Consider the following 24,175-nt stretch of genomic DNA (forward strand, 5'->3'; position numbering starts at 1 on the left):
GAGCCGAAGCGCCGGGCCGAGCTGAATTCGGCTTGAGACCCTCCGGTAAAAAAAGAGCCAGCGGACCTTCGGGTCGCTGGCTCTTTCTTTTTTTGATTACTTGCTTCGCTCGATTAATAGATGTACGATGCATCAAACGAATAGGTAAATCATGCAATCCAAGCTGACTCTTCATTCATCCCTCACCCCCGATAGCCGCGAGGCCGGCCGGGAGCACCCGGGCATCCAGTGCCTTGGCTTTCCGGGCGGCGAGCGCCATGTGCGCTTGCCCGAGAGCGTGCTCGGCTCCACGGATCGCTGCTGGATGATCACGGCCGGCCTCTACTCGGCCGAGGGAGTGATGGAGCTGTTGTTGTTGAGCGATGCGCTCAAGCGCGCGATCCCGGTGGAGGCATCAATTCATCTGCAATTGCCCTATGTGCCTTATGCCCGCCAGGACCGTGTCGCCGTTGAAGGCGAGCCGCTGTCGGCCGCGGTTTTCTGCCAGTTGATCAACAGCGCCGAGTTCGCCTCCGTCACGGTGAGCGACCCGCATAGCGATGTTGTCTCCGCTCTGCTGAAAAACGTCCGCATCATTCCAGCGGCTCATTATGTTCAACAGCTGCGCGAGGGCGCCCTGGCTCATGTCCCGGCGCTCGCCGTCGTCGCGCCCGACGCCGGCGCGCGCAAGCGCGTCGAGACCGTTGCCAAGGCGATCGGAGCCCCGGTGGTCTATGCAAGCAAGCGTCGCAACCCCCTGAGCGGAAAGCTCAGCGATGCCGCCGTCGAGTCCGAGTTGCCCGAGCTTCCTCTGCTGGTGGTGGACGACATCTGCGACGGTGGTGGCACCTTCATCGCCCTGGCCGCGGCGCTGCGCGAGCGCAGCCGCCAGTCGCTCTACCTCTACGTGACCCACGGGCTCTTCACCAAGGGGCTGGCGCCGCTGACGCCGCATTTCGACGCCATCTTCACCCCCTTCTGCGCCGACCCCGCCCTGGCCGAGCAGACCTGCATCCACCGCGCCAAGCCCGCCTGACAGCCTGGCCCCGTCATTCAAGAAACACCGAGGAGGAACCCATGAAAATCAACCCGCTGAACCTGATCGACTTTTACAAATCGGGCCATGTCTTCCAGTACCCCGAGGGCACGCAGAAGGTGTACTCGAACTTCACGCCGCGCTCGGACCGGCTGGCGCCGGTGCTGCGCGAAGGCCCCGGTGCTTTTGATGGGCGGGTGCTCTTCTTCGGCCTGCAGGGTTTCATCAAGGAGTTTTTGATCGAGCTGTTCGACCAGCAGTTCTTCCAACTGCCCAAGGAGCAGGCCGTGCGCCGCTACCAGCGCCGCATGGATAACGCCTTAGGCCCCGGTGCCGTGCCCGTGCATCACATCGAGGCGCTGCACGAGCTGGGCTATCTGCCCGTGCGCATCAAGGCCCTGCTCGAGGGCTCGCTGGTCAATCTCAAGGTGCCGGTCTTCACCATCACCGAGACCCTGCCCGCCTTCTTCTGGCTGGTGAACTATCTGGAAACCATGCTCTCCAACGGCGTCTGGAAGCCGATGACCGTGGCCACCATCGCGCGTCAGTACCGCCGCCTGCTGGAGGTCTTTTGCGAGCAAACCGGCGCTGACCCCAGCTTCATCGACTGGCAGGCCCATGACTTCTCGGCCCGCGGCATGGCCAACCCCGAAGACGCCAGCCGTTGCGGGGCCGGCCATCTGGTCAGCTTCTGCGGCACCGATACCGTCTCGGCCATCGATTATGTGGAAGACTTTTACGGCGCCGACAGCGACAAGGAGCTGCTGGGCGGCTCGGTGCCCGCCACCGAACACAGCGTGATGAGCATGGGCGGCCAGCTCGACGAGGTTTCTACCTTCCGCCGCCTGATCACCGAGGTGTACCCGAGCGGCATCGTCAGCATCGTCTCCGACACCTGGGACTTCTGGCAGGTGATCACCCACCACGCCGTGACGCTCAAGGCCGAGATCCTGGCCCGTCAGCCCAATGCCCTGGGCCAGGCCAAGGTCGTGTTCCGCCCCGACTCCGGCGACCCGGTGCTCATCCTGACCGGCTATCTCGACGCAGAACTGGCCCGCGATGCGGCGGGTGAGTTCCTGCGTGACGAGCTGGGCCGCTACACCGTGGGCCACAACGGCCACTTGATTTCGGATGCCGAACGCCGCGGCTCCGTGCAATGCCTGTGGGACATCTTCGGCGGCACCGAGACCGCCAAGGGCTACAAGGTTCTGCATGAGCGCGTGGGCTTGATCTACGGCGACTCCATCACCCTGGAGAGGGCGCAGCAAATCTTGTCGCGCCTGCAAGCCAAGGGTTTTGCCTCGGGCAATGTGGTGCTGGGTGTTGGAAGCTATAGCTATCAGTACCTGACGCGCGACAGTTTCGGCATGGCCATGAAGGCCACGGCGGGCATCGTCGGCGGCGAGCTGCGCGAGCTGTCCAAGGACCCCAAGACCGACAGCGGCGTCAAGAAGTCGGCCGTGGGCTTGCTGCGTGTGGAGAAGGTGGGCGGGGACTATGTGCTCCTCGATCGCCAGACGCCCGAGCAAGAGGCTCAAGGCCTGTTGGAGCTGGTGTTCGAGAACGGCAAGCTGCTGCGCGAGCAGAGCTTTGCCGACATCCGTGCGCGGGTGAGAGCCGATGCCTGAGCCGCAGCTTGGGCGAGCCAGAGACCTGCCGTCCCTTGCAGAGGAAAGCCCGAGAGCCATGTTCAAGACCCCCATCCTCACCGTCGACGCCGTCATCCTCACCTTGGTCGGTGACAAGCTCATGGTCGGTTTGATGCGGCGCAGTGACGCGCCTTGCGCCGGCCAGCTGGCCTTGCCGGGCGGCTATGTCCACGCGGACCCCGAGGCCGGCAAGGTCGATGCTTCCACGGGCGATGCCATGCTGCGGATCTTGCGGAGCAAGCTGGGCTTCAGGCCCAGCCATCTGGAGCAGGTCTGCACCGCCTCCGGTCCCAAGCGCGACCCGCGCGGCTGGTCCGCCAGCGTGGTACATCTTGCGCTGCATCAGCAGGAGGTGGTGCAACCTCTGGTGGACGCTGGCAAGCTCGAAATGCACGAGCTGATCCCGACCTTGACCCTGAAGGCGCGTGACCTGGCTTTTGACCATCTGCAACTTGTTGACACAGCGCTGGCGCGTCTGAAAGCCAAGGCCAGCTACTCCACCATCGTCGCCCACCTGCTGCCCAAGGTGTTTCGCATGTCCGACCTGCAAGCGGCCTACGAGATCGTCACCGGCGTGCCGACCAACAAGGACAACTTCCGCCGCAAAGTTCTGGACGAAGCCGTGCTGGTGGAGGCCGAGCTGCTGCGCCACTCCGGCGGGCGCCCCGCCCAGGGCTACAGCTTGCGGGAGGAGCTGGCGATTCTGGGGCGGCAGATCAGCTGAGACCCAGCGAGACGGAGTCGTGCGCCAGGTTCAGAACTCACGGCGCCAGCTCATGCTGAGATTGCGCCCGCGCCCGGCGTAGTAGTCATCATTGGTGCCCGCGTAGTTGGCCTCACTGTAGTAGGTGAGGTACTGGCGATCCAGCAGATTTTCCACCCCGACGCTCAGGCTGCCCCAGGGCGAGAGCCAGCGTGTCGAGAGGTCCAGCAGGGTGTAGCCGCTGAAGTGCTCGTCGAGCCGAACGGAGCCCGCGAGCTTGCCGACATTGGCATGGCGCGGCCGGAAATGCTGGGCCGTTAGCTGGGCGCTGAGGGCCGGGGCGAACTGCCACTGGCCGGCTAGCACCAGCTTGTCTGGGCCCTGTGCGCGTGCGCCCAGGTCTAGGTCCATCGGCAGGTTGGGGCCCGCTGCGGTACGGCCGCGGGTCTGCGAGTAAATGGCGTTGAGGCGCAGATCGCGCGAGGCCTGCCACTCGCCCGTGAACTCGAAGCCGTTCACCGTGATGGGCACGCGCTGCACCACACCCAGACCATTGCTGACGATGGTCTGGGTGCCCAGATCGGAATGCGAGCGATAGACGGAGGTGGAGAAGCTCGCGGTACGGCCGCGCCAGGCCAGGCCCAGCTCGCGGTTGTCGGTCACCACGGCCTGGAGATCGACCAGCTTGTCGACCGACTGGCCGGGCGTCCTGACCGCCCGCAGCACCACGCCCACATCGGTGGGGCCGAAGCCCTCGTTGTAAGAGGCGAAGCTGGACCATCCGCTCTTGCCGAAGCGCCACACCCCGCCCAGGCTCTTGACCAGCTTCTGCGCCTGGCGCTCGCCACCCATGACTTCCCGGCTGCCGTAGGCCGCCAGGGTCCGGTAGGTGCTGACCGCCAAGCGGCTGCGCTCATCGCGCAGGCCGCCACGCAGGGTCAGCGGGCCCCATTCATACTCCAGCTGGGTAAAGGGGGCGACGCTGCGGTACTGCAGCGGCGGCATCCAGACACGCTCGGTCATGGTCAGGCGCTGGGACGAGATGTCGTTCAGCACGTCCACCCCCAGGCTCAGCTCCAGACCCTTCAGGCCCAGGTCGGGGCGTACCCAGCTGCTGCGCAGGCCCCATTTGTCGGCCACGAGCTCGCTGCGATCGACCAAGGTGCCGGCCGGGGCGATGGCCGGGTCCTGGAAGATGGAGAAGATGCTGCCGGTGAAGCTGGCCTTGAAGTCTTGCTTGAACAGCTGCAGGCTGGCCTGGCCGCCTGCCAGATCGGCATGGCTCCAGTCCAGGCTGACCGAGCGCACATGGGTGCGCGGGCTGTCCCATTTCAGCACGGCAGGCCGCGAGCTGGTGGGCCGGCCGCTCTTGCGATCGCCAGACAGGTCGGCGCGGTCATCGAAGCCGTCCGCCTCGTACCGGTTGAACATCAGCTGCACGCGTTGATCGCCGAAGTCCTTGCCCAGCTTGACAAAGACATCGGCCGCCTTGTGCAGGGACTCGGCGGCCAGGGGCCGGCCGTCGCCGTCAACGCCAACGCCTTGCTGGCGTGTGCCCAGATAGGCCAGGGCATCGAAGCCATCCACGCCCTCGCTCTTGTGGGCCAGCGTATAGCCGGCCTTCCAGCTGGCCGTGTCGCCATGCAGCTGGGTGCCGAACTTCAGCTCCACGCCGTGACGCGTGCCCACTTGTTTGGGGCGGCGGGTGATGGTGTTGATGATGCCGCCGGTGGCGCCCATGCCTTGCACGGCCGAGGCGCCGCTGATCACCTCGACGCGCTCCACAATCATTGCGTCGGCGAAATAGCCGTCACGGCCGCCGGCGCGCAGGGGATTGGTCTGCGGGATGCCATCCAGCAGCAGCAAGGCGCTGCGTCCGCGCAGGCTTTCTCCAAAGCTGCTCAGCTTTTGACGCGAGGGCGAGTAGCCCGGGACGGTCACGGCCAGCAACTGGCTGGGGTCCTCGCTGATCAGGGTTTGGCGATCCACCTCCTCGCGCGCAATGATGCTGACCGCGCCCGGAATCTTCTCCACCGCCTTGGTGCCGCGCGTGGCTGTCACCACCACGCGGCCTAGCGATTCCATCGACTGGGTGTCGGCGGCTTCGGTGGCTGCGGATGACTTGGGCTCGTCTTGTGCGTCTGCCAGGCCGGCCGACAGCAGAGTGAGCAGGCCCAGCGTGGCGCAAGGCAGGGGGCGGCTGGAGCGCGCGGCGCGGCGCGGGCGTTTGAAGATGGCGAATTGGGGCATAGTGAGTTTCGATGGCGAGAGTGAGCAGCCCTGCGACGTCGAGGCCCACCAGGCTCAGACCCAATGCCGCCGAGAGGCGTCGCAACAAAGCCCGAGGGGCTGGCAGGACGGAGCGGCTGGCTTGGCGGCTGGCGATGAAGATCTACTGCTGCTGCAGTCGAAGCGAGGGCTTCGGGCAGACAGCCAGCTATTGTAATGAGAATCATTATCAATGATGAGTCCGCGGTGGACTCGACGGGGCCGAATCGAGGTGGCTATGCGCACAAGGGTTTGCTAGCTAAGGCCTCGTCCCAGGGTTCAAGCCTCCGTCACCGCGTGGCGGCCGGCGTGGGAGGGGAGCGCCATTCAACACGAGTCCGCAGATCTTTCGGCTGAAATCGCTGCGCCTTACGGGCCAGTCCGTCTTTCAGGCGCGTCGTGGGTCGGTGGAAATGGGGCAGGTCTTGCCTATAGATTCGAGACTTGACCCCAGGCTGCTCAAAGAATCCACCAGGCATGCCCGTCGATGGGCGCAGCACCTGGGTGCCTGGCAAGGCCCTGGAGCGCTTTCTGCAGACGAGGTGCAACCTGATGCCGGCGCAAACACGAGAACGCGTCGAGCGCATCTGCGAAGCCATCGTGCAGGTCACGCCGCAGCTGCTTGTGGCCACAAAGCAGTACCCCGCGTTTTACGAGACGGGCAAGCGCATGCTCCATGCCTGGAACGAGGGGATGAACAGCCTGCGTCTTCAGAAGACCTGGAGCCTGCCTTCGCTGGACGAGACTCTCGCGGCGGCCAAGTTCTCTGGCCCTAAACCTAAGAGTTTCACGAAGCCCGAGAAGATTGGCCGCTCGGCCCTGCTCGGGAAACGCTAATTGATGACCTGAGCAGACCTTTCTGTCTGCCGGGCGTGTTGTGGATCGACGGAAGCGGGGTCAGGTCTTGCCTATAGATTCGAGACCTGACCCTCAAGCCTTGCCGAGACCTGACCCTCAAGCCTGACCCTCAAGCCATAGGCTCGGACTTGGACGGGAAGAAGAAAAGCCAGCGGCCATGGGGCGCTGTTTTTTTGCTCTGGCGGGTGACGAGTGGAATCGCAGGCAGATAGCAACAGGGCAGGGCGGCAGGTTAGCCGAGATGCACGCAGTTGAGAGGCTTTAGATTCGAGACCTTACCCTCAAGCTTTCATTACCCTCAAGTTTCATATGCACCAGTGCAGGCTCTTTCGGCCAACCCAGTTACAGGTGAATCTCTCGACTTGAGTCTTGAAGGGCCCTACCAAAAAGTATTTGCCAAACGATATCTCAATCGATTGGTGACCCCCCAAACATTCCGATCGTGTGTCCTTCGCACCAACCTGTTCGCTTGGCGACGCGTGGGCAAGCAGGATAGTTCTCGCGTCGGTTCAAACACGCGTGAGCGTGTAAGTGTTCTAAGGCAGCAGACTCTTACGTAGCAGTCCTTTGCCTAAGTCTGGATTTGACCTAAGGCGGCCATGTTTGAGGGGTCGCACCTATTGTTGCACATTAATACGGTGTCCTGAGTTGCTTCCGCTTGAGTACATCATCCAAGCGAACTTCCTTCGACCAGTTGAAAAACCAGACTTCTCTAGCTGCGATTTCAAGGAAGTTCTTAGCTCTCGCATTGAGGTCAGCATTGCCTTTGTGAACTAGTGCAGCCTTTACAATTGCAGTCTTGTCATCGATATTCAAGAAAGGACAGGAGGATATGTCGAGAAGTAACATAGTTAAATCTGCTCGATGAAACCACTCGAATTCGTCTGCAAAAATATCCTTTAATCTTTCGATTATTAGGTCTTTGATAGGCTGATATTCAATCTCGTTGTTGCAGATGTAAAGCGCCGAAACAAGCTGAAAATAGCCTAAGTGGGAAACGGTTCGCTTTCCTTTTTTTATGTTATCGAGTCCAAAGGCAGTGCATAGTTGTTGAGAATTGATGCCATAGTTCCCTCCTAGTGTTTGAAGTACAGTAAGAAGGTTTAGGGCCTCAATATTGTCGTTTGCATTTGAACTGAATCCTCTTGTGGTTGTAAACTTAATCTCTTGAGAGATTTTTGTGAAAATTCTCTCGGAGAATGTGCCTGGTCCCAGACGGGCGAAATCAATAATCGCAAGAACGATTTCGGAGGTTAGATAGGTTTGTCGAACTCTTGGGCTACTGGCATACAGAAAGAATAGAATATCTAGGATGGCCAATAAAAAGTTGGCGATTGAGTCGATCTGCGTGGAGTCAGATAGCGACTCCTTCATCTTTCCCGTATACCTCCAAACTAGTCTCTTTAGGGCAGCGAGAAAGTAATTTGAAGATGTATCGAATGTCGCGTTGTGGGTCTTTAAGTGTTTTTTAATGTCGCGAATTGTAGAGTTTGCCAAGTCGCTACTAGACCGAATCCTGGCAGCCCGCCTTACTGTTTCCGGATTGATCAATGGTGGTCGAACAACGTCTTCGGTCTTTATCGCCCTATCGAATGTCTCGGATATGGTTGAAGCGATCTCCATTCTTGCTGAGGTTTCTGCAGTCGAAAACGGCCGTTCCATGGTAACCGTCTTGGAGTCGTTGAGGCTCAATCTGTAAGGGTGCAAGCATTCAGAAATGCAGAGTTGAATTTTCGATAGATTTTCCTTGGAGTTGGAGAAAACAAAGTAGTCATCGACATACCTCCTGATTTCATACTCGAGGCCGCAAGATAGTGGTGGGTTGTGCTCGAGTAAAGACTTTTCGATGTCCAGATCAATTTGCTGAAGGATTGATTCAGCGAATACTCTGGAGACCTCGGGTCCAACAATAATTCCGGCGGTCTCGTTATAGTTGCTGCATTGCATTAGCCTATCAAAATTTGACTCAAAATTATCGGTGCTGGATCCCCGAGAATTTCTTTTTGCATAGTCTTTACTCTTTACAGCCCATCCTATGGTATGGGTGTAAATTCTTCCAAAGCATTGGGTAATGTCTAGCTTAAGAAGCAGGCTAAACCTTTTTTCAAGGTCGTGAAATTCGCTGGATTCAAAGAACTTGTGTAGCAGCGTGTATTTTTCGTAAGAGTAGAAGGAAGAAGCGGTTCGAGATACAGATGAGAAACCGTCCGACTTTGCTTCTATGCCTTTGCTTCTACCAGATAGAGGGCGTCTTACTCGAGATTTTTCAACATAATAAGATGCAACAGAGGATGGCGCGCGCAAGGACCATTTGCTCTTTTTGCATTGGGCTAATATTGCCCCAGAATATTTTCTATAGAAATCGGCGACAGCTATTTGTTGGCACGGATGCATGACAGAAAGTGACCGAAATTCCGTCGGATTCTTTTTGATTTTGTAATTGTATGGAATGGTGTACTTCTGATCGGCAAACAGCGAAAACTTGCATGCTGTGTCTAGCGCTTTTGGTCCGTGCTTTTTTAGGAAATGGTAAAATCCTTCATTTGAAAATAGTAGTGGAACTTCGTATGGAAGCGTGTCGGTCAAAATTGCGCGGAAATGGTCAGACTTCCTTACTTTTATAATTTTTTTATGCATGTGCCCAGACTCCCCGTGCTTCGCCAAGTTGTTTATTCTTGAAGTGTCGAAAAACGGGCGCTGAGTGGCCCTTGAGAAAAGAGTGGCTGCATATATGTCTACGCTGCGCGTTGTTAAGTCGGCTACTTAATTTTGTACCAATACTCCCGGTCTTTGAGTACACGAGCTTTTGTAAAAAGCAATCTAGCTCTTTGAATATCGTTGTGGCCGATTCTTTGTTAATGTACTGATGATTGTAGTAAATTCCGGAATATAGGGTTCCGTTTTGTTTTGAGCCCCCAACCTTAAAGTTGCTTGTGAGGAATCTTATTCTAAGAATTAGGTCTTCATATTTTTCGTCGCGAATGTATTGCATTATTGAAATTGCAATGCGAGATTTAATTTTTGAAACTTTCTTCTCTGGTATGGAGACAGTGAATTTGTCTTTCTTTGTGCTGGGGAACTTGATGGAGTAGCCTAGGTAAGATATTTCTCTGCTGGCGGATGTCTTTGACCCAGTGATTCCATCTTTGTCTATTTTAATGCATGTGGTTTTTCTGGCATTTAAAGTAAGGCCAGTTGGGAGTAGTTTATTTATGTCGCTCTCGATAGTTGATGCATCTCCATGGCAAAAGAATAGTGCGTCATCGACATATCGAGTATAGAAATAGCAGTATGGAAGTCTACGGCACCCATCTTCGAACTTGCGTAGGTAATATTCGGATAAGATGGAGCTCACTGAAAGCCCACGAGGGAGTCCTGCGCTATGTTTTATTTGATCTGAATTGAATAGATTTGCGATCAATTGAATCGTCTTTGGGCTAACGGTGGGCTCTAGTTTTAGATCTATCAATAGTCTTGAGCGATCAATGCTTTCAAAAAATCCTTTGATGTCGAATTTGTGAATTGTTTCATCCTTTGCCTCTTTCGCTAATTGAATTACTTGCGGAACAATTGAATTCCTGTCGGCGGAACTGATATTAAGTGCTCGCCGCAAGTTGTCTGCTATTTTCCGCAAAACGAATTCATCGGCAGCAGTACTGGAGGTTAGGACGAGGCAACCATTTCGAATTTGGGTCTTGAAAGACGAGAAGGCGAAGTGTTCATCCTGCACTTGCGTCTCAATGTCGCTTAGTGAAAGTCGTATGGCTGAATTGCCGACGCCCAATGAGTATTTTTCGGGGTCACCTCTTCTTAAAAGTCTCCAGAAAGACTTCGTAGAGAAACTTTGGTCCATCTTCACTCCCACTAAGTATTCGCTTCGGGGTCCACGCTTCGCACCGCTTCGGGGTCAGGTCTCGAATCTAAAGGCAAGACCTGACCTCCACCCCTCAATGATCAAAATGCGACCCCAGCATCGTCGCATCGTTTTCAATGGCCATGCTGTTGAGTTTGTTCGCTAGCTTGCGCATCAGCACGCCGGAGGCGCTTCGTATGGCGGAGTCGAGTTGGCTGACCCAGGCCGACTACTTGGCCACAGCGTTCAACCCCGGCAAATACACCCCCGCAATCTTGTCAATAAACGCCTGCGGCGAAGCCCCCATCAAATTGCTCAGAAAAATCACCGTGAGATCGTCGTTAGGGTAGATGAAAACGGCCGCACGCGCGCCGCCGGTGAGGGCGAACGCGGGATGCAGGGGGCGTTGAATGCTTGGAAAGCCCAGGCCGTAGCCGTTGATGACGGCGTTGAAGCCGCGCTGCGTGCCGTCTTTGAGCAGCTGCGGTTTCAAGAGCTGTTCCAGGCTGCTCTTGTTCACCAGCTTCAGGTCTTGCAGCGCAATCACCCATTCGGCCAGATCGGTGGAGGTGGTACGGATGCCGCCGATGGGGAAGAACATGTCTGCCAGCGGCTCGTGGCGCAGCAAGGGCGTCGCGCTGCGTTCGACGCCGACCGTTTTCATGCCCTTGATTTGCGGCGTTACGATGGTGTAGAGCGTGGCCACCGGCGGCTTGATCACGGCGGTGTCGGTGAAGCCGCTGAGCTGCATGCCCGCGGGCTTGAATTGCCGGCTGCGCACGAACTCGGCGTAAGACTGGCCGCTGATTTTTTCGATCAGCTTGCCGACGACGACGTAATTGGTTTGCGAATACTCAAAACGCGTGCCGGGCGCAAAGTTCAGCGGCAGCTCCTGCACCTTGGCCCAGGCCTGCTCGGGCTCGGCGCCGCCCAGCGGGCGGGCGTTGTCGTCGATGACTTCGGGCAGGCCGGAGGTGTGGGTCAGCGCTTGTCGGATGCTGACTTCGGCCCAGGCCGGCGGCAGGGTCTTGAGATAGCTGGCCAGGGGCGCGTCGAGATCGAGCTTGCCCGCTTCCACCAACTGCATCACCGCCACGCCGGTCACGGCCTTGCTGATGGAGTTGATGCCGAAGATGGTTTGCTTCGTCACCGGCGCCCCGGTCTCGAGATTGGTCTGGCCGTAGGCGCCGGTGAACACAATCTTGCGGCCCTGCACCACCGTCAGCTGGGCGCCGGGGATGCCGCGCGCGCTCATCTCGTTCCGGACTAGGCGCTCGACGGCGGCCGCCTTGTTATCGGCCTCGGCCTCGGCGGCCTCGGCGGCCACGGGGGTGTGGGCGTAGGCGCAGCCGCCCATGCTGCTCAGCGCCGTGATCAGGCAGATGGCGGTGGAAATCTTGTGCATCGTTCTTGCTCCGTCCCTGGTTGAGGTGAGCGAGCTTTTATCAGACAAGACGGCAGTCTTGGGCCGGGCCCCGCATTTAACGCTTGTTTTGGGCGCATCTCGCCCGCCGCTTCAGTGGTCGAAGTGCAGCCGCAGCAGCGCCATATCGTCGCTGATGGCCGTGCTGCTGAGCTTGTCCGCCAAGTTGCGCATCAGCACGCCGGAGACACCTTGCATGGCGGAGTCGAGCCGGCTGCCGTCTTCGTCGTTATCGCCGTCCAGCAGGGCGTGCAGATCGACGGTGCTGTACGGCATGGCCGTTAGGCCTAGCGGCAGGGGTGGGCCTTCGTGCAGCAGCTCCAGGTCGAAGTTGAATTCGTCGAAGCTGCCGTTCAGGGCCAGCACCCGGCCGCCGCCGGCGGCCTGGATGGCTTCGCTGGCCTCCAGCGCGGCGAGAGCGGCGCGGCGCACGATGTCCATGCGGGCGCCCCAGGCGCCGCCCTGGCGTTCGACGAAGGCGGTGATCTGGTGCGTCAGCGGGTCCAGGGCGGGGTCCAGCGCGCTGTGGGCGCTGCGCCGCGTGCCCAGGCGGAACAGCAAGTTCAGCAGCAGCACCGTCAAGCCCGCCACCACAAAGCCGTCACCGGCCAGAAAGCGCAGGCTCTCCGGCAGGGTTTGCGAAAGCCCGGGCATCAGCATCGTGGCCAGGCCGGCGCAGAGCGAGAGGCCGACCATGAAGATGCCGCGGCTGTCCAGCGCGCGGGTGGCGATCAGCTCGATGCCCGAGACGATCAGATAGGCCGCGGCATACAGCTCCACCGCGCCCAGCACGGCGTGCGGGATCAGGGTTAGGGCCAGGGTCAGCTTGGGGCTCAGCGCGGTCAGCAGCAGCAGGCCGGCGGCCACCAGGCCGATGACCCGCGAGCTGGAGCCGGTGGCATGCACCAGGGCGATATTGGCCGAGCTGGGTGCCGTCGGGAAGCTGCCGAACAGGCCGCTGAGCAGGTCGCTGACACCGTTGGCGCGGATGCCGCGGCCCACCATCTGCATATCGGCGCGGCGCCAGTCGGCGTTGTTGGTTTTGTCCATCACGATCAGGCAGCCGATATTGTCCAGCTGGTTCAGCGCCGCGATCAGCACGATGGCCAGCAGGATCTCGGGCCCCAGCGTGAAGCTGGGCGTGATGGGCTGGGGCAGGGCCAGCAGGGGCGCGCTGCTGACCCATTCCATGCCGACCAGGCGGCCGCTTACTGCTGCGATCAGCAAGCCAGCCAGAATGCCCATCATCAAGCCCAGCAGCTTGAAGCGCCGCCCGCCCCAGACCGATAGCGCCACGATGCTGGCCAGGGCCGTGCCCGAGATCAGCGCGCTGACGCCGTCCAACTGCATCTGCGCGTTCACGCCCAGGGCGTTGCGCACCGCCGGCTCCACCAGGGCCAGGCCGCCCATGCAGATCACCGTGCCCACCACGGGCGGCGGAAAGAGCGGGCGCAGAAAGCGCATCACAGGCCCCAGGCCGACGGTGACCAGGGCTGTGACCACCGTCACCTGTACCAGGGCGCCCACGCCTTGCGAGGCGATGGCGGCGCCGGCCACGGTGATCATCATCGGGTCGGGCTGGAACACCAGCAGCGTGCCGCTGCCCCAGCGCCCGCCCCAGGCCTGCAAGGCCGTGCCCATGGCCATGCCCAGCAGGGTGACGGCCACGATGGAATGGGTTTGCGGCAGGCTCAGGCCGGCGATCTTGGCGGCCGCCAGCACATGGGTGATCAGGGCCAGCACCGTGGCCGCATGCTGCAGCGAGAGCAGGCCCAGGGCGGCGGGTGGCGGGCACTCGTCGGCGGCGTAGATCAGCTCGAAGGGCCGGCGGCCGGGCTTGGAGGGCGGCAGCCAGCGCTGCAGCCCTTGCGACAGCAGCTGCTGCAAACTCATAGCGGGCAGGCGGCCAGCTGGCGCAGGGCGGTGGCGCGTTCGTCGACCGTGTCGATGATCTTCAGAAAGCCGCTGATCTCGAAGACCTCGCGCACATGCGGGGCCAGGCCGCAGAGCAGCAGCTGGCCCTGGCCCTGCTTGGCGCGCTTGGCCACCATCAGCACCACGCGCAGGCCGGCGCTGGAGATGTAGTCCACGCCGGCGAAGTCCAGCACGGCGCGGCGGCCGGGGGCGCTGAACAGCTCCAGCACGGCCTGCTCGAAGGTGGCGGCGCTGGCGCTGTCGATGCGGCCGCGCAGGCTCACCAGCTGGCTGCCTTGCTCGTCCTGGCGTTGGTGTTCGAAGCTCATAGATTCATCCTTGTCGCTTGAGGGTTTTGAACAGCACGATCAGATTGCCGCTGCCGTCGTAGAAGGCGCGCACGTCGTCCATCATGTTTTTGACCAGATGCACGCCCAGGCCGCCCATGGGGCGCTCCTCCACCTCGGCATCCAGGCTGGGTTCGGGGGCTTGCTCGAAAGGGTCGAAGGGCGGGGCGTCGTCTTTGAGCTTGATCTCCAGCCACTCGTCGGAGCGCGAGATGCGGATGTGGATGTAGCGGTCCGGCGCGCCCTGCAGGCCGTGCTGGATGATGTTGGTGATCAGCTCCTCCAGGCACAGATTGACGGCAAAGGCCAGGTCGGGGCGCTGCACCAGCGCCCGGCTAACGGCTTGCGCAAGCGGGGCGATTTCTTCCACCCGGCTGGCCAGGCGGTAGTCCAGCAAGCGGGTGGTGTGCTTGAGTTGCAGAGGTGCACGGCTCACGTTGAGCTCTCCTTGGCCATCAAAAAACCGGGATGCGGGGATTTGCGGCACAGCAGCAGGGCGGTCAGGTCGTCCGAGGCCTCGGCCTCGCCGACAAAGGCCGCCACATCGGCCACCAGGCTGCCCAGCTTGTCGGCCGCGGCCTCGCCCTGGCTGCCGGCCAGCCAGGCTTGCAGCCTGGCCTCGCCGTAGGCATGGCCTTGGCTGTTGAAGGCCTCGGTGATGCCGTCGGTGTAGAGCAGCAGGGTGTCGCCGGGCTGCAGCTGGGCTTGCTGGTCGCTATAGCTCATGCCGGGCAGCACGCCCAGGGCCATCTCGCAGGCGCAGGCCAGTGCCTGCAGCCGGCCGCCGGGCTGGCGCAGCAGGGGCGCGGGGTGGCCGGCGCAGGCGTAGACCAGCTCGCCGCTCGCGGGGCTGTAGATGCCGTAGCAAGCCGTAACGAAGAGTTCCATCGGATTGCGGGCGCTCAGCGCCTCGTTGGTGCGCGCCAGCACCTCGGCCGGGGCCAGGCCGGACTGCGCCAGGTCTTGCAAGACGGTGCGCGAGACGGCCATGAAAAAGGCCGCGCCCACGCCCTTGCCCGCCACATCGGCGACGAGGAAGCCCCAGCGCCCGTCGGCCAGGGCAAAGCAGTCGTAGAAGTCGCCGCCCAGCTCGCGCGCGGGGTGCATGCAGGCGCGCATGGAGAACTCGGCCGTGTCCGGGAAGTGCTGGGGCAGGATGGCTTGCTGCATATCGCGCGCCGAGGCCAGCTCTTCCTGCACCCGCAGGGCGGCCAGGTGCAGCTGCTCGTTCTTGTCGGCCAGCTCCAGGGTGCGCAGCTGCACCAGGCGTTCCAGCTCGCGCTGGCGCGATTCGTTCTGCTCGCGGATCACGTCCAGCAGCCGGCCCACCTCGGCCGCCACGCTGTTGAAGTTGCCCGCCACCAGCACCAGCTCGTCCTGCGTGTCGACGCGGATGCGGGTGTCCAGCCGGCCGGCGCAGAAGTCCTGCGTGCCTTGCGAGAGCTGGCGCAGCGAGCGCAGGGTCGAGACGTAAATGCCGGCGAACAGATAGGCGATGGCCGCCATCGCCCCCACCAGCAGGGCGCCCACCTGCCACTGGCTGCGCTGCAAGGCGGCCAGCCGCGCCTCCAGGCGGGCATCGGCCTGGGCGATGCTGGCGGCCGCCAGGGCGCGCACCTGGGTCAGATTGGTCTGGGCCAGGGGGCGCAGCTCCTCGATGGCGGCGGGCCGGTCCAGCACCTTGTCCACCGCGTCCTGCTGGGCCTCGACGCCGCCGAGCAAGGTGTGCAGCTGGGCCTGCAGGCGCGCGTCCTGCTCGCCCGCCAGCAGCTGGCTCATGCCCGCGCGCAGCGGCGGCATGGCCTCGCTCAGCACCACCTGGGCGGCCACGGCATAACTGGCCATGTCATCGCTGGCCAGGTTGAGGGCGTCGCGTTGCTTGGCCAGGGTTTCCTGCAGCAGGGGCAGGCGGTGGGCCAGCATGTCGAAGGCGGCGTCCAGCGTCGGGTCCACGCTGAGGCGGTGCACGCGCGCGCTTTCGCGCATCAGGGCCAGCAAGGCATTGATGCTGCCGGTGTGGGCGGCGAAGCGGCGCTGCGCCTCGTCCCGCGGGCTCAGGGCCAGTTGCTGCAGCCAGTGCTGCTGCAGGCGGGTGGCCAGCTCGGGCAGGGCGTTAGGCCCCGGGCCGGCCTGTTTGGCCCAGTGCTGCAGGCGCTGCATCTCGGTGGCCAGCTGGTTCAGCTCGGCCAGGCCGGGGGCGTTGGCGGCGGGCTGGCCGCGCAGATTGATCAGGCCGGCCAGCAACTGGCCTTGCTGGGCCAGGGTGGCCAGGCCGCGGCGTTCCAGCTCGGCTTGCTGGGCCTCCAGCGTGCTCTTGCGCAGCAGTGGCCAGCTCAGCAAGGCCAGGGCCAGCAGCATCACCGCGCCCACCAGCAGGAATTTGCGCGAAAAGGAAAGCCGCCCCGACAACCAACTGGCCGGCGCCAGCAGCCGCGGCAGGGCCGCGCCGGCGTGGATCAGCATGCTCATTCCAGATTGGCGCTGAGCAGCACCTTGACCGTGCTGCCGGCCGGCTTGCGGGTGACGTAGCCGATGGCGCCGGGCGTGCTCTGCACCAGGCGGGCGACTTCTTCATCGCTCTCGACCTGGCGCGGCGGCAGGCCCATGCCGGTGAAGCTCTGGCGCGCCCAGTAGGCGCGCAGCTGGCCGGGGCTGCGGCCGCTGAGCTGCTCGTAGAAGGCGCGGCGCAGGGCATGGCCCTCGCGCAGGTCGATGGGCTGGATGGCCTGCCCGTCGGGCCAGCTTTGCTGCTGGCGCAGAAAGATCTGGGTGGCGCGCTCGGGGCTGAGCTTGTCCAGGGTGACGTCTTTGTGGGCGATCAGCAGCAGCGTGGGCTCCTTGGGGGCGGCCAGGGCAGCGGCGGCCAGCCAGCAGCTGGCGGCGCAGAAGAGGTGCGGGATGAGTTTCATGGCTCAGAACACCAGGTCCAGCGTGAGGCTGAACAGTTGCAGCTTGGGCGCGAAGGGCAGGGCGGGCACGGCCAGCGCGCCCGGTGTGTGGGAATCGGGGGTTTGGACGCGGTCGAACTGGGCCTTCAGCGCCATGTTTTCGCGCCAGTCCCAGCGCAGGCCCAGGCTCAGCGAGCGGGTGGACAGGTCGGCAAACTGCTGGGCCTGCTCCAGGCCGGCGCGCAGCTGGCTCATGCCGGCGTCCAGCGCCGGGTCCAGGCCCAGCGGAGCAAGCGCGCTGCTGTCCAGCTTGGGGCCAGAGCGCTGCTGGCGCGCGACGCTGAGGTAGGGCGTGAAGTCGCCCCAGCTGCGCGCCAGCGTCAGGCTGTAGCCGCGGTAGCGGCCGACCAGATCGCTGCGCGAGTCCATATGGGTCAGCTCGGCCAGCAGCCGCCATTGCTGCCAGTTAGCGTCGGCGCCCAGGCTGGTGTAGATGGGGCGGTTGTCAAAAGGCTTGCTCAAGCCTGGCAAGGCCTGCACCCTGGCCGCCAGCGCCGCCGCCAAGGGCGCGGGCAGCTGCGGGTTGCGGGCCATTTGCTGCAGGGCGCCGCCCAGCTGGGCCAGGCCGGTGCCCAGCTGCGTGACCTGTTCGGAGCGCAAGGTGTAGCGGTCAATCTCGGTGCGCGAGAAGCGCAGCATGGCCTGGGGCAGGTGGGCGCTGATGCTGAAACCGCGCAGGCCGCGCAGGCTGGCGTCGGCGCTCTGCACCGGCTTGAGGTTATGAAAGCGGTGCGGGTAGTCGTAGCCGCCGGCATAGGCTTGTAGCAGCAGGCTGGCGTCGCCGAGGTTGTGGCGGTACTGCAGGTCGCCGCCGTCCAGGCTGGCCACGCTGTTCACCATGCCGTAGAGCGGCAGGGCCGGGCGCATGCTGAGGTTGGCGTAGCCGATCTCGGCGATGTCGGAGTCGAAGTAGAGCGGGCTGCGCAGCCGGCCCAGGCGTGCGCTGAGTCCGTTTGTTAGCTGCTGGCGCAGGGCGGCGATGCGCAGCTGCGGCCGCATGTCCTCGCCCGCCCGGGCCACGCCCTGCAGCAGCAGCGAGGTCTGCGCCAGCGGCTGCCATTCCAGCTGCAGGCCCAGCACCGAATCCAGATTGGCCGACCAGCCCTGCCGCACCGGCCGGGTCTGCGAGAAGGAGCTGATGGCGCCGGCGGTGGCGTTGTCGTTATGGCTCAGGCCCAGCGTGGCGAAGCCGGAGAGGCGCAGGCTGCTGTTGCTGTTGTTTGCATTGCTGTTGGCCGGTGCCGCCTCGCTCGCAGGCGCTTCGCTCTCGTCGGCTGCTGCGGCAGCGGGCCGCCCCGCCAGGCTCAGCCAGGCCAGCGCGAAAGCGGCGGCCAGCCTGTGCAGGCGGGGCCGGGTTGCTGCTTGTTTGTCCATGAAAGTCCTTGCTTGCCTTTGCAGCGCTCCGGCCGGCCTGGTGGCGGGATGGGCGCTGCTTGATTGAGCAGGACTGTGCAGAGCGAGCGTTGAATTTGCGTTGAAGAGTTCAACGCGGGCAGGTAGACAGGCAGGAAAGCGCTGCGCCAGGCCGCTTCGAACCGAGACCTCGCAAAGGGTCAGCGGGGCAGGGGCCTTGGCCCAAAAGGGCCGCGAAAGAACGAGTCTTGTGGAGGATTTTGGCGACGGCCCGAAAGCTCAAAAACTTGTCGGAGCTGATCCAACAGCCGGGTCGTTTGCAAGGGCGGCAATTAGCCCAGCGCAAAGCTGCAGAGAACGGGCTTTGGGCAAACCGGGGGGCAGTAAGGCAGGCAACAGTGGGCATAATTACTCAAGTGCCGAATTTGCGGCGTACAGAAGCAAATTCACCGATGGCTCCAGAAACTCGTCTTTGCAAACCTTGAGTCGCCCTCCGGGATTGGGGGGGAGTTGCTGGACAGCCTCGTTATGCGTCTTCCAGGACCTCGAGTCACCATGCGCTTCTTTCTCGCTTCGCTCATGACCGCCCTCATCTCTCTGCCAGCTTGGGCCGATCACCCATGTCGGCCGAGTCCCTGCACAATGTCAAAGGCAAGAGGCGAATCGTGCTCTTCCCATGCCGACTGGATTGTTGAGGGAACCGTGGTCAGCGTCCAGAACACTCTCGTCCCGTGGGGCGCTGACGGAAAAGGCCGCGTCTGGGATCGCGGGCGCGTCGAACTCGTCGAGCCTTCGGTCACGAAGGGTACATATGCGCTTCTCTATGATCGAGCGGTCCTTACTGGCGCTTCCTTTTGCTATTTCTCAATAGCGATGGTTCCTCCCGAGTGGACGGGCAAGCGCATCCGTGCATTTGGTACGAGCACTCCTTTGTTCGCGCCTTGGGGCGACGTCGGCGTAATCGGCGTTGAACTTGTTGAGCCGTAAGTGCTTTGGCGTCCGATACGCCTAACCCTACTACAGGGACTTCCCGACAAATCAATCGGTAGACAGCGGTAGACAGGGTCAGTTCTTAAGTTTCAAGTCCCATCCGCTCACCACGAAAGTTCGTAGATCGGCTAGGCGAAAGCGTAAGCAGATGGCTCCTCATAGTACTGCTGAGGCGTCGGGTTACGCTGCGCAAACCCGACCTACAACTGGGCTTGCCGGCTCGCGGCCTTACACGCATTTGCCCATGAGCGGGCCTTGCAGCATAAAGGGCAGGACGAGAATGCCAGACACTTCTACCGGCCCGATTTTGGGCGGGTTGAACTTGAGCGCGTCGGGCCGCAGGCAGCCGGGCTTGCCAGCAAACTCGGCACTTGCCGCGAAGTGATCCGACTTGCTGCGTTTGGGCGTGCCCAAGTCCTGGCCGCTGGCTTCGGCCAGTTGTTGGACTTGGCTTTTGCTGTTCGACATGGCCGCGCGCAAGGTGTCGGTGCCTAGCTGCAAGGGGGCGGGGCTTGCTGGTATGTCGAGGCTGTCGCCTTGCGGGGGCGGCGTCGGACTGGGGGCTTGGGCAATGGCGGCTGACGCGGTTGCCGTTTCGAAGTCAAACGATGGTTCCGAGATGACGAGGGATGAAAGCTTCCCAAACTGGGGTGGCGGATCTTCCTCCCGTTGACTGACTTCTTTGCTTGGGCTGAGGAAAACAGTGATGGCTTGCCTCAGCCCTGGGCCCTCGAATCGGGCGGTGGATGGCCTCATCAAGAGCTGCAAGAAGCAGCCCAGGATCAGCAGACTCAGCAAGGCGGCCAGCAGTCTTGAGCGGCGCGAAGGAGCGTCTAGCAAGACCGCAAGCTTGGGGTCGAAAGTGCCGGGTCTTGCCAGTGCCAAGGTCATTGCGAGTATTGCGTGATGGAGTCTGAGAGCGTCCGCAGTTTCCCATCCCCAATCCGACACTGCCGCCCATGCAGCGCGGTTTTTTTACCGGATTTCTTTTTTAATCACGGCTTAGGAGTCTCGTGAAACTCGCTTGACTCGGTAACTCTACATATGTAGAGTTATTGCATGAAACGAACACGCGCTCCCTCGCAGCAGGCCTTGGCCGTGCTGCTGGCTTTGGCCGACGCCGGTGATGAATGGCGTCATGGCTATGACATTGCGACGCAGGCCGACATCAAGTCCGGGACCTTGTATCCCTTGCTCATGCGGCTGGAAGCGCAGGGCCAGCTTGAAGCGGTGTGGCAGGAGTCGCCCACACCGGGCCGCCCGCCACGCCACGCCTACCGGCTGACACAAGCAGGCCGAGCTTGGCTGGCTGGCATGGGCGAAGCGCTCGATCAGGCGCGGGCGCGTCGAGACGCCATGGCGCCCCAGCCTGGCTTGAGCGCTGCAGCCAAAACATCGGCCTCCTCGATATGAGCAATCCGAGTCCAAGGCAAAGCGGCTGGGTCTTGGCATGCGCGCAGGGGATGATGCGTGCATGTCTGGCCCTGATGCCATCGGAATATGCCCAATGGGGGCGAGCCATGGCTGCGGAGTTGGACGCGGTCAGCTCACCCGGGGCGGCGTGCAGCTTCGCGCTGGGTTGCCTGGGGCTGGCGTTGAAGCTGCGCCTGTTCGCCATGTTCTGGGTGGCTGTTGATCCCTTGACGCAAGGCACGACCCTCCTGTTTTCCTCGCTCGCCGGCCTTGGCGGCGCTTGCGCCTGCTTGGCCGTGCTGGCGGGCGGCGTCTTCATGGCCTTGGCAGGGGCGCCGCCGGCCTGGCCCTGGATGAATGGTGTGTCGCTAAGTTTTGCACTGCTCAGCTTGGCTCTGCTGCCACGGCAGCGTTTGCAGACGGATGTGCGGCTGCGCGCGACGCTGTGCTTTCTCTTGGGTGCAGTCCTGCTGGCTTGCACCGCTCTGGAACCCATTGCAGGCTTGGCCGGCCGCTGGCTGCGACTGGGGCCTGTCACCGTTCAGCCCGTCTGGCTGCTGCTGCCCAGCCTCTTGCTTTTATCGGGACGAGCGCCGAACACGGGAGCCGAAAGATTCGCTGGCAGCACAGGCCTGGGCCTGGCACTCGCCATCGTGGCGCTGATAGCGCAAGCGGAACTTTGCTGGCTGCTGCTCATGGGCCTCATTTTGTTGCTGCGCGGCGGGCGTCGGCCAGGCCACCGGGGCGAGTCTTTGCTTGCCTGTCTGGCCTTGTTGGGCGCAGGCATGACGAGCCAAACCTGGCAGGCACCGAGTACCCAGGCCTTTGTTGATCAGGTGCTGATGCAGAGCTGGTCGCAGGGTTCGGGGCTTGCACTTGCTTGGCTCCTGCCCGCGGCCCTGTTGCCGTCTGTGCTGCCCGTTTGGCGACACCGGCATGCGCTTGAGCATGGCCTGCTCTGGTCCGGCATCTTTTTGCTGAGTCTGCCGGGATGGCTGCCGAGCCCGCTACTGGGCATGGGCGGCAGCGCCATCCTGGGCTATGTCCTCAGTCTGGCCGCGGTACCTGGACCTGGGCAGAGGCTGGTCGGCCGATCCGGCGCAGCAACTCCGCCGAACAGGCGCGAACCCAGCGGCTTGCTCAGGCTTTACTGAGCCCACGTTTCCCCCAGCCCTGAAGTTCAAGCTGGCCTTGAAAAGGCCAGCTTGAGGCCGCTGCATGGGCGCTTTTGCTTCAGCACGCTAATCACATATCTCCATTCACAGGACAAACCGCCATGACCCTCCGCCGTCGCTCCTTCCTTGCCATCGCCGTGCTGATGTTGCTGGGCTCCTTCTATCTGGCCTGGCAGCACTGGAGCCAGCCTTGGGGGACCCAGGCCGTGCGTTTCACACCGGCACAGCAGGAGTGCGGGCAGCAGGGGCGGCTGCGTTACTGCATCAACCGAGACGCCGCTGGCGTGAACGGTGATTGGGTTTACCACCTGCATGGCCGCAAGCTCGACGAAACGGCCTGGAACGACCCCAGCTATATGACGGCCATGATCCAGGCTGCCTGGCAGCAGAGGGGCCAGCGTCCGCCCACCGTGGTCACGCTGTCCTACGGCCCGGTCTGGCTGCTCACGCCCAGGGGCAAGACCGAAGCCAGCGGCCTGCTGGAACAGATCAGCGTGGACATGGACGCGATCGAAGCTCGGCATGGCCGGCCCGCAAACCGCCTGCTTCTCGGCGAATCGATGGGCGGGCTCAATGCCCTGATCCTCGGGCTGAGCCGGCCCGAACGCTTTGCCAAGGTGGCGGCGCTCTGTCCCGGTGTCTATATAGATTCGCCGTTTGCCTCGCTGAGCCAGCTGAAGGCCGCCCTGGAACGAACCGGGGCCGATCCCAAGATCGGCTTCGGCGTCCTCAGCCTGGCGCGCCGATACGTGGCGGACGATGCGGAGTGGCAGCAGGTATCACCGCTGGCCTTGATCGAGCGGCCCCTGCCTGCCGCGAGCCAGGGCCCGCAGCTGTATGTCTCTAACGGTTTGTACGATCGTTACGGCAACTTCGAGGGCAGTCAGCGCCTGGTCGAACGCGCCCGTGTCCAGGGTTGGCTGACCGAGTGGCACCCAATTTACGGCGGCCACTGCGCCAGCGATATCGACTCGCTGGCCCGCTTTCTGCTGCGGGGCTGAGGTGCTGCTCTGGACTACATTCGTGTCAGCAAACAAACAGCTGAGCGGTAGACAGGGGCGGGTCTTGCCAGGCATGCGCGGCCGGCAATCAAGTAATGCAGCCCGGCCGCGTCGATACGCCAAGCGGAGCTTGACGGCAGTTCCTTGCGGGCATCTCCGCACTTCTGAGTGCTGCAATCCGCCCATAATTGGCTGCATGTCCGCGCAAGCCTTGACCAAATCTCCACTGAACGCCACCTCGGGCGGCGCGATTCAGTTCAACACGGTTGATCTGTCGCCGGCTCCGCTTGGCCGCTTCGCCAGCGAAATGTGGCGGCAGATAAACGCTGACTGGTAGCCCCCTTCATTTCAACCGATTGATCCTCGTCCATGCCAACACAAACCGAAATTTCCAGAGCAAGAAAGTTGCTCCTCTTGATGCCCCTCATCTTTCTTGGCGGCAGTTGCATCGGGTGGTTCATCACGTTGCCGTACTACAAGACTGACGTGCGGGCTTACATGGTTGTGGGCTGGCTGGTCATTCTCTCTAGCGTTTTTTCTCCTCTGTTTATCTTGGGGCGGTGTGCCACGTTGCTAGGTGCAAGCTGGATCTACTTCGGTTTGCTGCCGATCTTGTTCATTCCCATTGCGCCTGCAATTTCTTGGCTTGCCCTGTGGCAGCGGCAATCTAGGCTGGCTTCCGAGCGGGCTGAGCCTCGCGCACAAGAGATTCCAAGTGGCCAAGATGTCTAACCTTATGTTGTAGCCGACGACTTGCGGTGCTGCTGAGTTTGTATGTTATGTATCTAGATCGAATGCAACCATCTTCAATTTTCCGTAGCGGCGAGAAGGTGTTGGACGCTGTTTCGGAGTCCTTCTCGCCAAGGTGTGGTGCGTCTTCGGCAGAGATCCGAAAGAACGGGCTTCTCTGCCTTGGCATTGGTCTTCTGTGTTTTGTCATTGGCGGGTCGCTAATCTTTGTTGCGCCCAGTATTCCTGCCCTGGCGATGCTGCCGGCAGTGCTTTCGTATGCCTTCGTGATCGTTGGTGCATATCGAGCGGTACTCGGGAAGACCCCTGAGTCCGCGCATCCCGGAGAGCTCTCGATCAAACGCATTGCGTTCGCCGTCGTGACGATCGTTTTTCTGTTTGTGGCGCTGGGCGGTCTGATGTACCTTGGAAACTTCCTGTATGAGCTCTTGCAGCCAGCCGCCTAACCCTTTTACAGGGACTTCCCGGTTAATCAAGCGGATTGACGTGGGCAGTAGTCGATAGTCGCCTTTGCT

The 24,175-nt window shown here is 61.9% G+C and carries 21 protein-coding genes; 10 read left to right on the plus strand and 11 right to left on the minus strand.

Going from position 1 to position 24,175, the window contains the following annotated elements; translation table 11 throughout:
- The first annotated feature begins 151 nt into the window (after positions 1–151).
- Genes prs through HNP55_RS22100 form a run of 3 tightly spaced genes read left to right on the plus strand, consistent with a single transcriptional unit; the run spans position 152 to position 3,388 of the window.
- Positions 152–1,015: a ribose-phosphate diphosphokinase gene (prs, locus tag HNP55_RS22090; RefSeq protein ID WP_184304274.1), complete on the plus strand. Its 864-nt coding sequence runs from the start codon at positions 152–154 to the stop codon at positions 1,013–1,015.
- A gap of 41 nt (positions 1,016–1,056) precedes the next feature.
- Positions 1,057–2,643 carry a nicotinate phosphoribosyltransferase gene (locus tag HNP55_RS22095; RefSeq protein ID WP_184304275.1) on the plus strand — a complete coding sequence of 529 codons (1,587 nt, stop codon included), beginning with the start codon at positions 1,057–1,059 and terminating at the stop codon, positions 2,641–2,643.
- A gap of 58 nt (positions 2,644–2,701) precedes the next feature.
- Positions 2,702–3,388: an NUDIX hydrolase gene (locus HNP55_RS22100; RefSeq protein ID WP_184304276.1), complete on the plus strand. Its 687-nt coding sequence runs from the start codon at positions 2,702–2,704 to the stop codon at positions 3,386–3,388.
- Positions 3,389–3,418: 30 nt separating this feature from the next.
- On the opposite strand, the gene HNP55_RS22105 is transcribed toward HNP55_RS22100, so the two are convergent.
- Positions 3,419–5,617 carry a TonB-dependent receptor gene (locus HNP55_RS22105; protein WP_184304277.1) on the minus strand — a complete coding sequence of 733 codons (2,199 nt, stop codon included), beginning with the start codon at positions 5,615–5,617 and terminating at the stop codon, positions 3,419–3,421.
- A gap of 495 nt (positions 5,618–6,112) precedes the next feature.
- On the opposite strand from HNP55_RS22105, the gene HNP55_RS22110 reads away from it, so the two are divergent.
- A complete protein-coding gene (locus tag HNP55_RS22110) occupies positions 6,113–6,472 on the plus strand; it encodes a hypothetical protein (RefSeq protein ID WP_184304278.1) in 360 nt (119 codons plus the stop codon).
- Positions 6,473–7,123: 651 nt separating this feature from the next.
- On the opposite strand, the gene drt3b is transcribed toward HNP55_RS22110, so the two are convergent.
- The 10 genes from drt3b to HNP55_RS22160 all read right to left on the minus strand — a co-directional run bounded on the left by drt3b (position 7,124) and on the right by HNP55_RS22160 (position 20,119).
- Positions 7,124–9,130: an antiviral reverse transcriptase Drt3b gene (gene drt3b, locus HNP55_RS22115; RefSeq protein ID WP_184304279.1), complete on the minus strand. Its 2,007-nt coding sequence runs from the start codon at positions 9,128–9,130 to the stop codon at positions 7,124–7,126.
- On the minus strand, positions 9,123–10,346 hold the full coding sequence (gene drt3a / locus HNP55_RS22120) for an antiviral reverse transcriptase Drt3a (protein WP_184304280.1): 1,224 nt from the start codon (positions 10,344–10,346) through the stop codon (positions 9,123–9,125). The genes drt3b and drt3a overlap by 8 nt, the downstream gene beginning before the upstream one ends.
- Before the next feature lie 229 nt (positions 10,347–10,575).
- On the minus strand, positions 10,576–11,751 hold the full coding sequence (locus tag HNP55_RS22125) for a serine hydrolase domain-containing protein (protein ID WP_184304282.1): 1,176 nt from the start codon (positions 11,749–11,751) through the stop codon (positions 10,576–10,578).
- Positions 11,752–11,862: 111 nt separating this feature from the next.
- Positions 11,863–13,662: a uracil-xanthine permease family protein gene (locus HNP55_RS22130; RefSeq protein WP_184304284.1), complete on the minus strand. Its 1,800-nt coding sequence runs from the start codon at positions 13,660–13,662 to the stop codon at positions 11,863–11,865.
- Positions 13,659–14,012, minus strand: coding sequence for an STAS domain-containing protein (locus HNP55_RS22135; RefSeq protein WP_184304286.1), 354 nt, complete (start codon positions 14,010–14,012; stop codon positions 13,659–13,661). The genes HNP55_RS22130 and HNP55_RS22135 overlap by 4 nt, the downstream gene beginning before the upstream one ends.
- 4 nt (positions 14,013–14,016) lie before the next feature.
- On the minus strand, positions 14,017–14,466 hold the full coding sequence (locus HNP55_RS22140; protein ID WP_221439736.1) for an ATP-binding protein: 450 nt from the start codon (positions 14,464–14,466) through the stop codon (positions 14,017–14,019).
- Complete coding sequence (locus tag HNP55_RS22145) at positions 14,463–16,493, minus strand: PP2C family protein-serine/threonine phosphatase (protein WP_184304288.1); 2,031 nt, start codon at positions 16,491–16,493, stop codon at positions 14,463–14,465. Before HNP55_RS22145 ends, HNP55_RS22140 begins: the two co-directional genes overlap by 4 nt.
- A 2-nt stretch (positions 16,494–16,495) precedes the next feature.
- Positions 16,496–16,939 (minus strand): phosphate ABC transporter substrate-binding protein, encoded by a 444-nt coding sequence (locus HNP55_RS22150; protein ID WP_184304290.1) that lies wholly within the window; start codon positions 16,937–16,939, stop codon positions 16,496–16,498.
- Positions 16,940–16,942: 3 nt separating this feature from the next.
- Positions 16,943–18,352: a hypothetical protein gene (locus HNP55_RS22155; RefSeq protein WP_184304291.1), complete on the minus strand. Its 1,410-nt coding sequence runs from the start codon at positions 18,350–18,352 to the stop codon at positions 16,943–16,945.
- 1,197 nt (positions 18,353–19,549) lie between these two features.
- On the minus strand, positions 19,550–20,119 hold the full coding sequence (locus HNP55_RS22160) for a hypothetical protein (protein WP_184304293.1): 570 nt from the start codon (positions 20,117–20,119) through the stop codon (positions 19,550–19,552).
- A gap of 300 nt (positions 20,120–20,419) precedes the next feature.
- Here HNP55_RS22160 and HNP55_RS22165 point away from each other — a divergent pair, with 300 nt between their 5' ends.
- From HNP55_RS22165 to HNP55_RS22190, 6 genes are all read left to right on the plus strand, one after another.
- Positions 20,420–20,734: a PadR family transcriptional regulator gene (locus tag HNP55_RS22165; protein WP_348648747.1), complete on the plus strand. Its 315-nt coding sequence runs from the start codon at positions 20,420–20,422 to the stop codon at positions 20,732–20,734.
- A gap of 107 nt (positions 20,735–20,841) precedes the next feature.
- Positions 20,842–21,888, plus strand: coding sequence for a hypothetical protein (locus HNP55_RS22170; protein WP_184304297.1), 1,047 nt, complete (start codon positions 20,842–20,844; stop codon positions 21,886–21,888).
- A gap of 122 nt (positions 21,889–22,010) precedes the next feature.
- The gene (locus HNP55_RS22175) at positions 22,011–22,910 is read left to right on the plus strand and encodes an alpha/beta hydrolase-fold protein (protein ID WP_221439738.1); all 900 of its coding nucleotides are present in this window, start codon (positions 22,011–22,013) and stop codon (positions 22,908–22,910) included.
- Positions 22,911–23,106: 196 nt separating this feature from the next.
- A complete protein-coding gene (locus HNP55_RS22180) occupies positions 23,107–23,247 on the plus strand; it encodes a hypothetical protein (protein ID WP_184304299.1) in 141 nt (46 codons plus the stop codon).
- A 32-nt stretch (positions 23,248–23,279) separates the two neighbouring features.
- A complete protein-coding gene (locus tag HNP55_RS22185; RefSeq protein WP_184304302.1) occupies positions 23,280–23,642 on the plus strand; it encodes a hypothetical protein in 363 nt (120 codons plus the stop codon).
- 62 nt (positions 23,643–23,704) lie between these two features.
- Positions 23,705–24,106: a hypothetical protein gene (locus HNP55_RS22190; RefSeq protein WP_184304304.1), complete on the plus strand. Its 402-nt coding sequence runs from the start codon at positions 23,705–23,707 to the stop codon at positions 24,104–24,106.
- Positions 24,107–24,175 lie beyond the last annotated feature (69 nt).

The organism is Roseateles oligotrophus (genome assembly GCF_014204525.1).
GTDB lineage: Bacteria > Pseudomonadota > Gammaproteobacteria > Burkholderiales > Burkholderiaceae_C > Paucibacter_A > Paucibacter_A oligotrophus_A.

Bases quoted from the DNA above. Each gene is read 5' to 3' on its own strand.
- prs (WP_184304274.1), top strand. From the start codon at position 152: ATGCAATCCAAGCTGACTCTTCATTCATCCCTCACCCCCGATAGCCGC.
- HNP55_RS22095 (WP_184304275.1), top strand. From the start codon at position 1,057: ATGAAAATCAACCCGCTGAACCTGATCGACTTTTACAAATCGGGCCAT.
- HNP55_RS22100 (WP_184304276.1), top strand. From the start codon at position 2,702: ATGTTCAAGACCCCCATCCTCACCGTCGACGCCGTCATCCTCACCTTG.
- HNP55_RS22105 (WP_184304277.1), bottom strand. From the start codon at position 5,617: ATGCCCCAATTCGCCATCTTCAAACGCCCGCGCCGCGCCGCGCGCTCC.
- HNP55_RS22110 (WP_184304278.1), top strand. From the start codon at position 6,113: ATGCCCGTCGATGGGCGCAGCACCTGGGTGCCTGGCAAGGCCCTGGAG.
- drt3b (WP_184304279.1), bottom strand. From the start codon at position 9,130: ATGCATAAAAAAATTATAAAAGTAAGGAAGTCTGACCATTTCCGCGCA.
- drt3a (WP_184304280.1), bottom strand. From the start codon at position 10,346: ATGGACCAAAGTTTCTCTACGAAGTCTTTCTGGAGACTTTTAAGAAGA.
- HNP55_RS22125 (WP_184304282.1), bottom strand. From the start codon at position 11,751: ATGCACAAGATTTCCACCGCCATCTGCCTGATCACGGCGCTGAGCAGC.
- HNP55_RS22130 (WP_184304284.1), bottom strand. From the start codon at position 13,662: ATGAGTTTGCAGCAGCTGCTGTCGCAAGGGCTGCAGCGCTGGCTGCCG.
- HNP55_RS22135 (WP_184304286.1), bottom strand. From the start codon at position 14,012: ATGAGCTTCGAACACCAACGCCAGGACGAGCAAGGCAGCCAGCTGGTG.
- HNP55_RS22145 (WP_184304288.1), bottom strand. From the start codon at position 16,493: ATGCTGATCCACGCCGGCGCGGCCCTGCCGCGGCTGCTGGCGCCGGCC.
- HNP55_RS22150 (WP_184304290.1), bottom strand. From the start codon at position 16,939: ATGAAACTCATCCCGCACCTCTTCTGCGCCGCCAGCTGCTGGCTGGCC.
- HNP55_RS22155 (WP_184304291.1), bottom strand. From the start codon at position 18,352: ATGGACAAACAAGCAGCAACCCGGCCCCGCCTGCACAGGCTGGCCGCC.
- HNP55_RS22170 (WP_184304297.1), top strand. From the start codon at position 20,842: ATGGCTGCGGAGTTGGACGCGGTCAGCTCACCCGGGGCGGCGTGCAGC.
- HNP55_RS22175 (WP_221439738.1), top strand. From the start codon at position 22,011: ATGACCCTCCGCCGTCGCTCCTTCCTTGCCATCGCCGTGCTGATGTTG.
- HNP55_RS22180 (WP_184304299.1), top strand. From the start codon at position 23,107: ATGTCCGCGCAAGCCTTGACCAAATCTCCACTGAACGCCACCTCGGGC.
- HNP55_RS22185 (WP_184304302.1), top strand. From the start codon at position 23,280: ATGCCAACACAAACCGAAATTTCCAGAGCAAGAAAGTTGCTCCTCTTG.
- HNP55_RS22190 (WP_184304304.1), top strand. From the start codon at position 23,705: ATGCAACCATCTTCAATTTTCCGTAGCGGCGAGAAGGTGTTGGACGCT.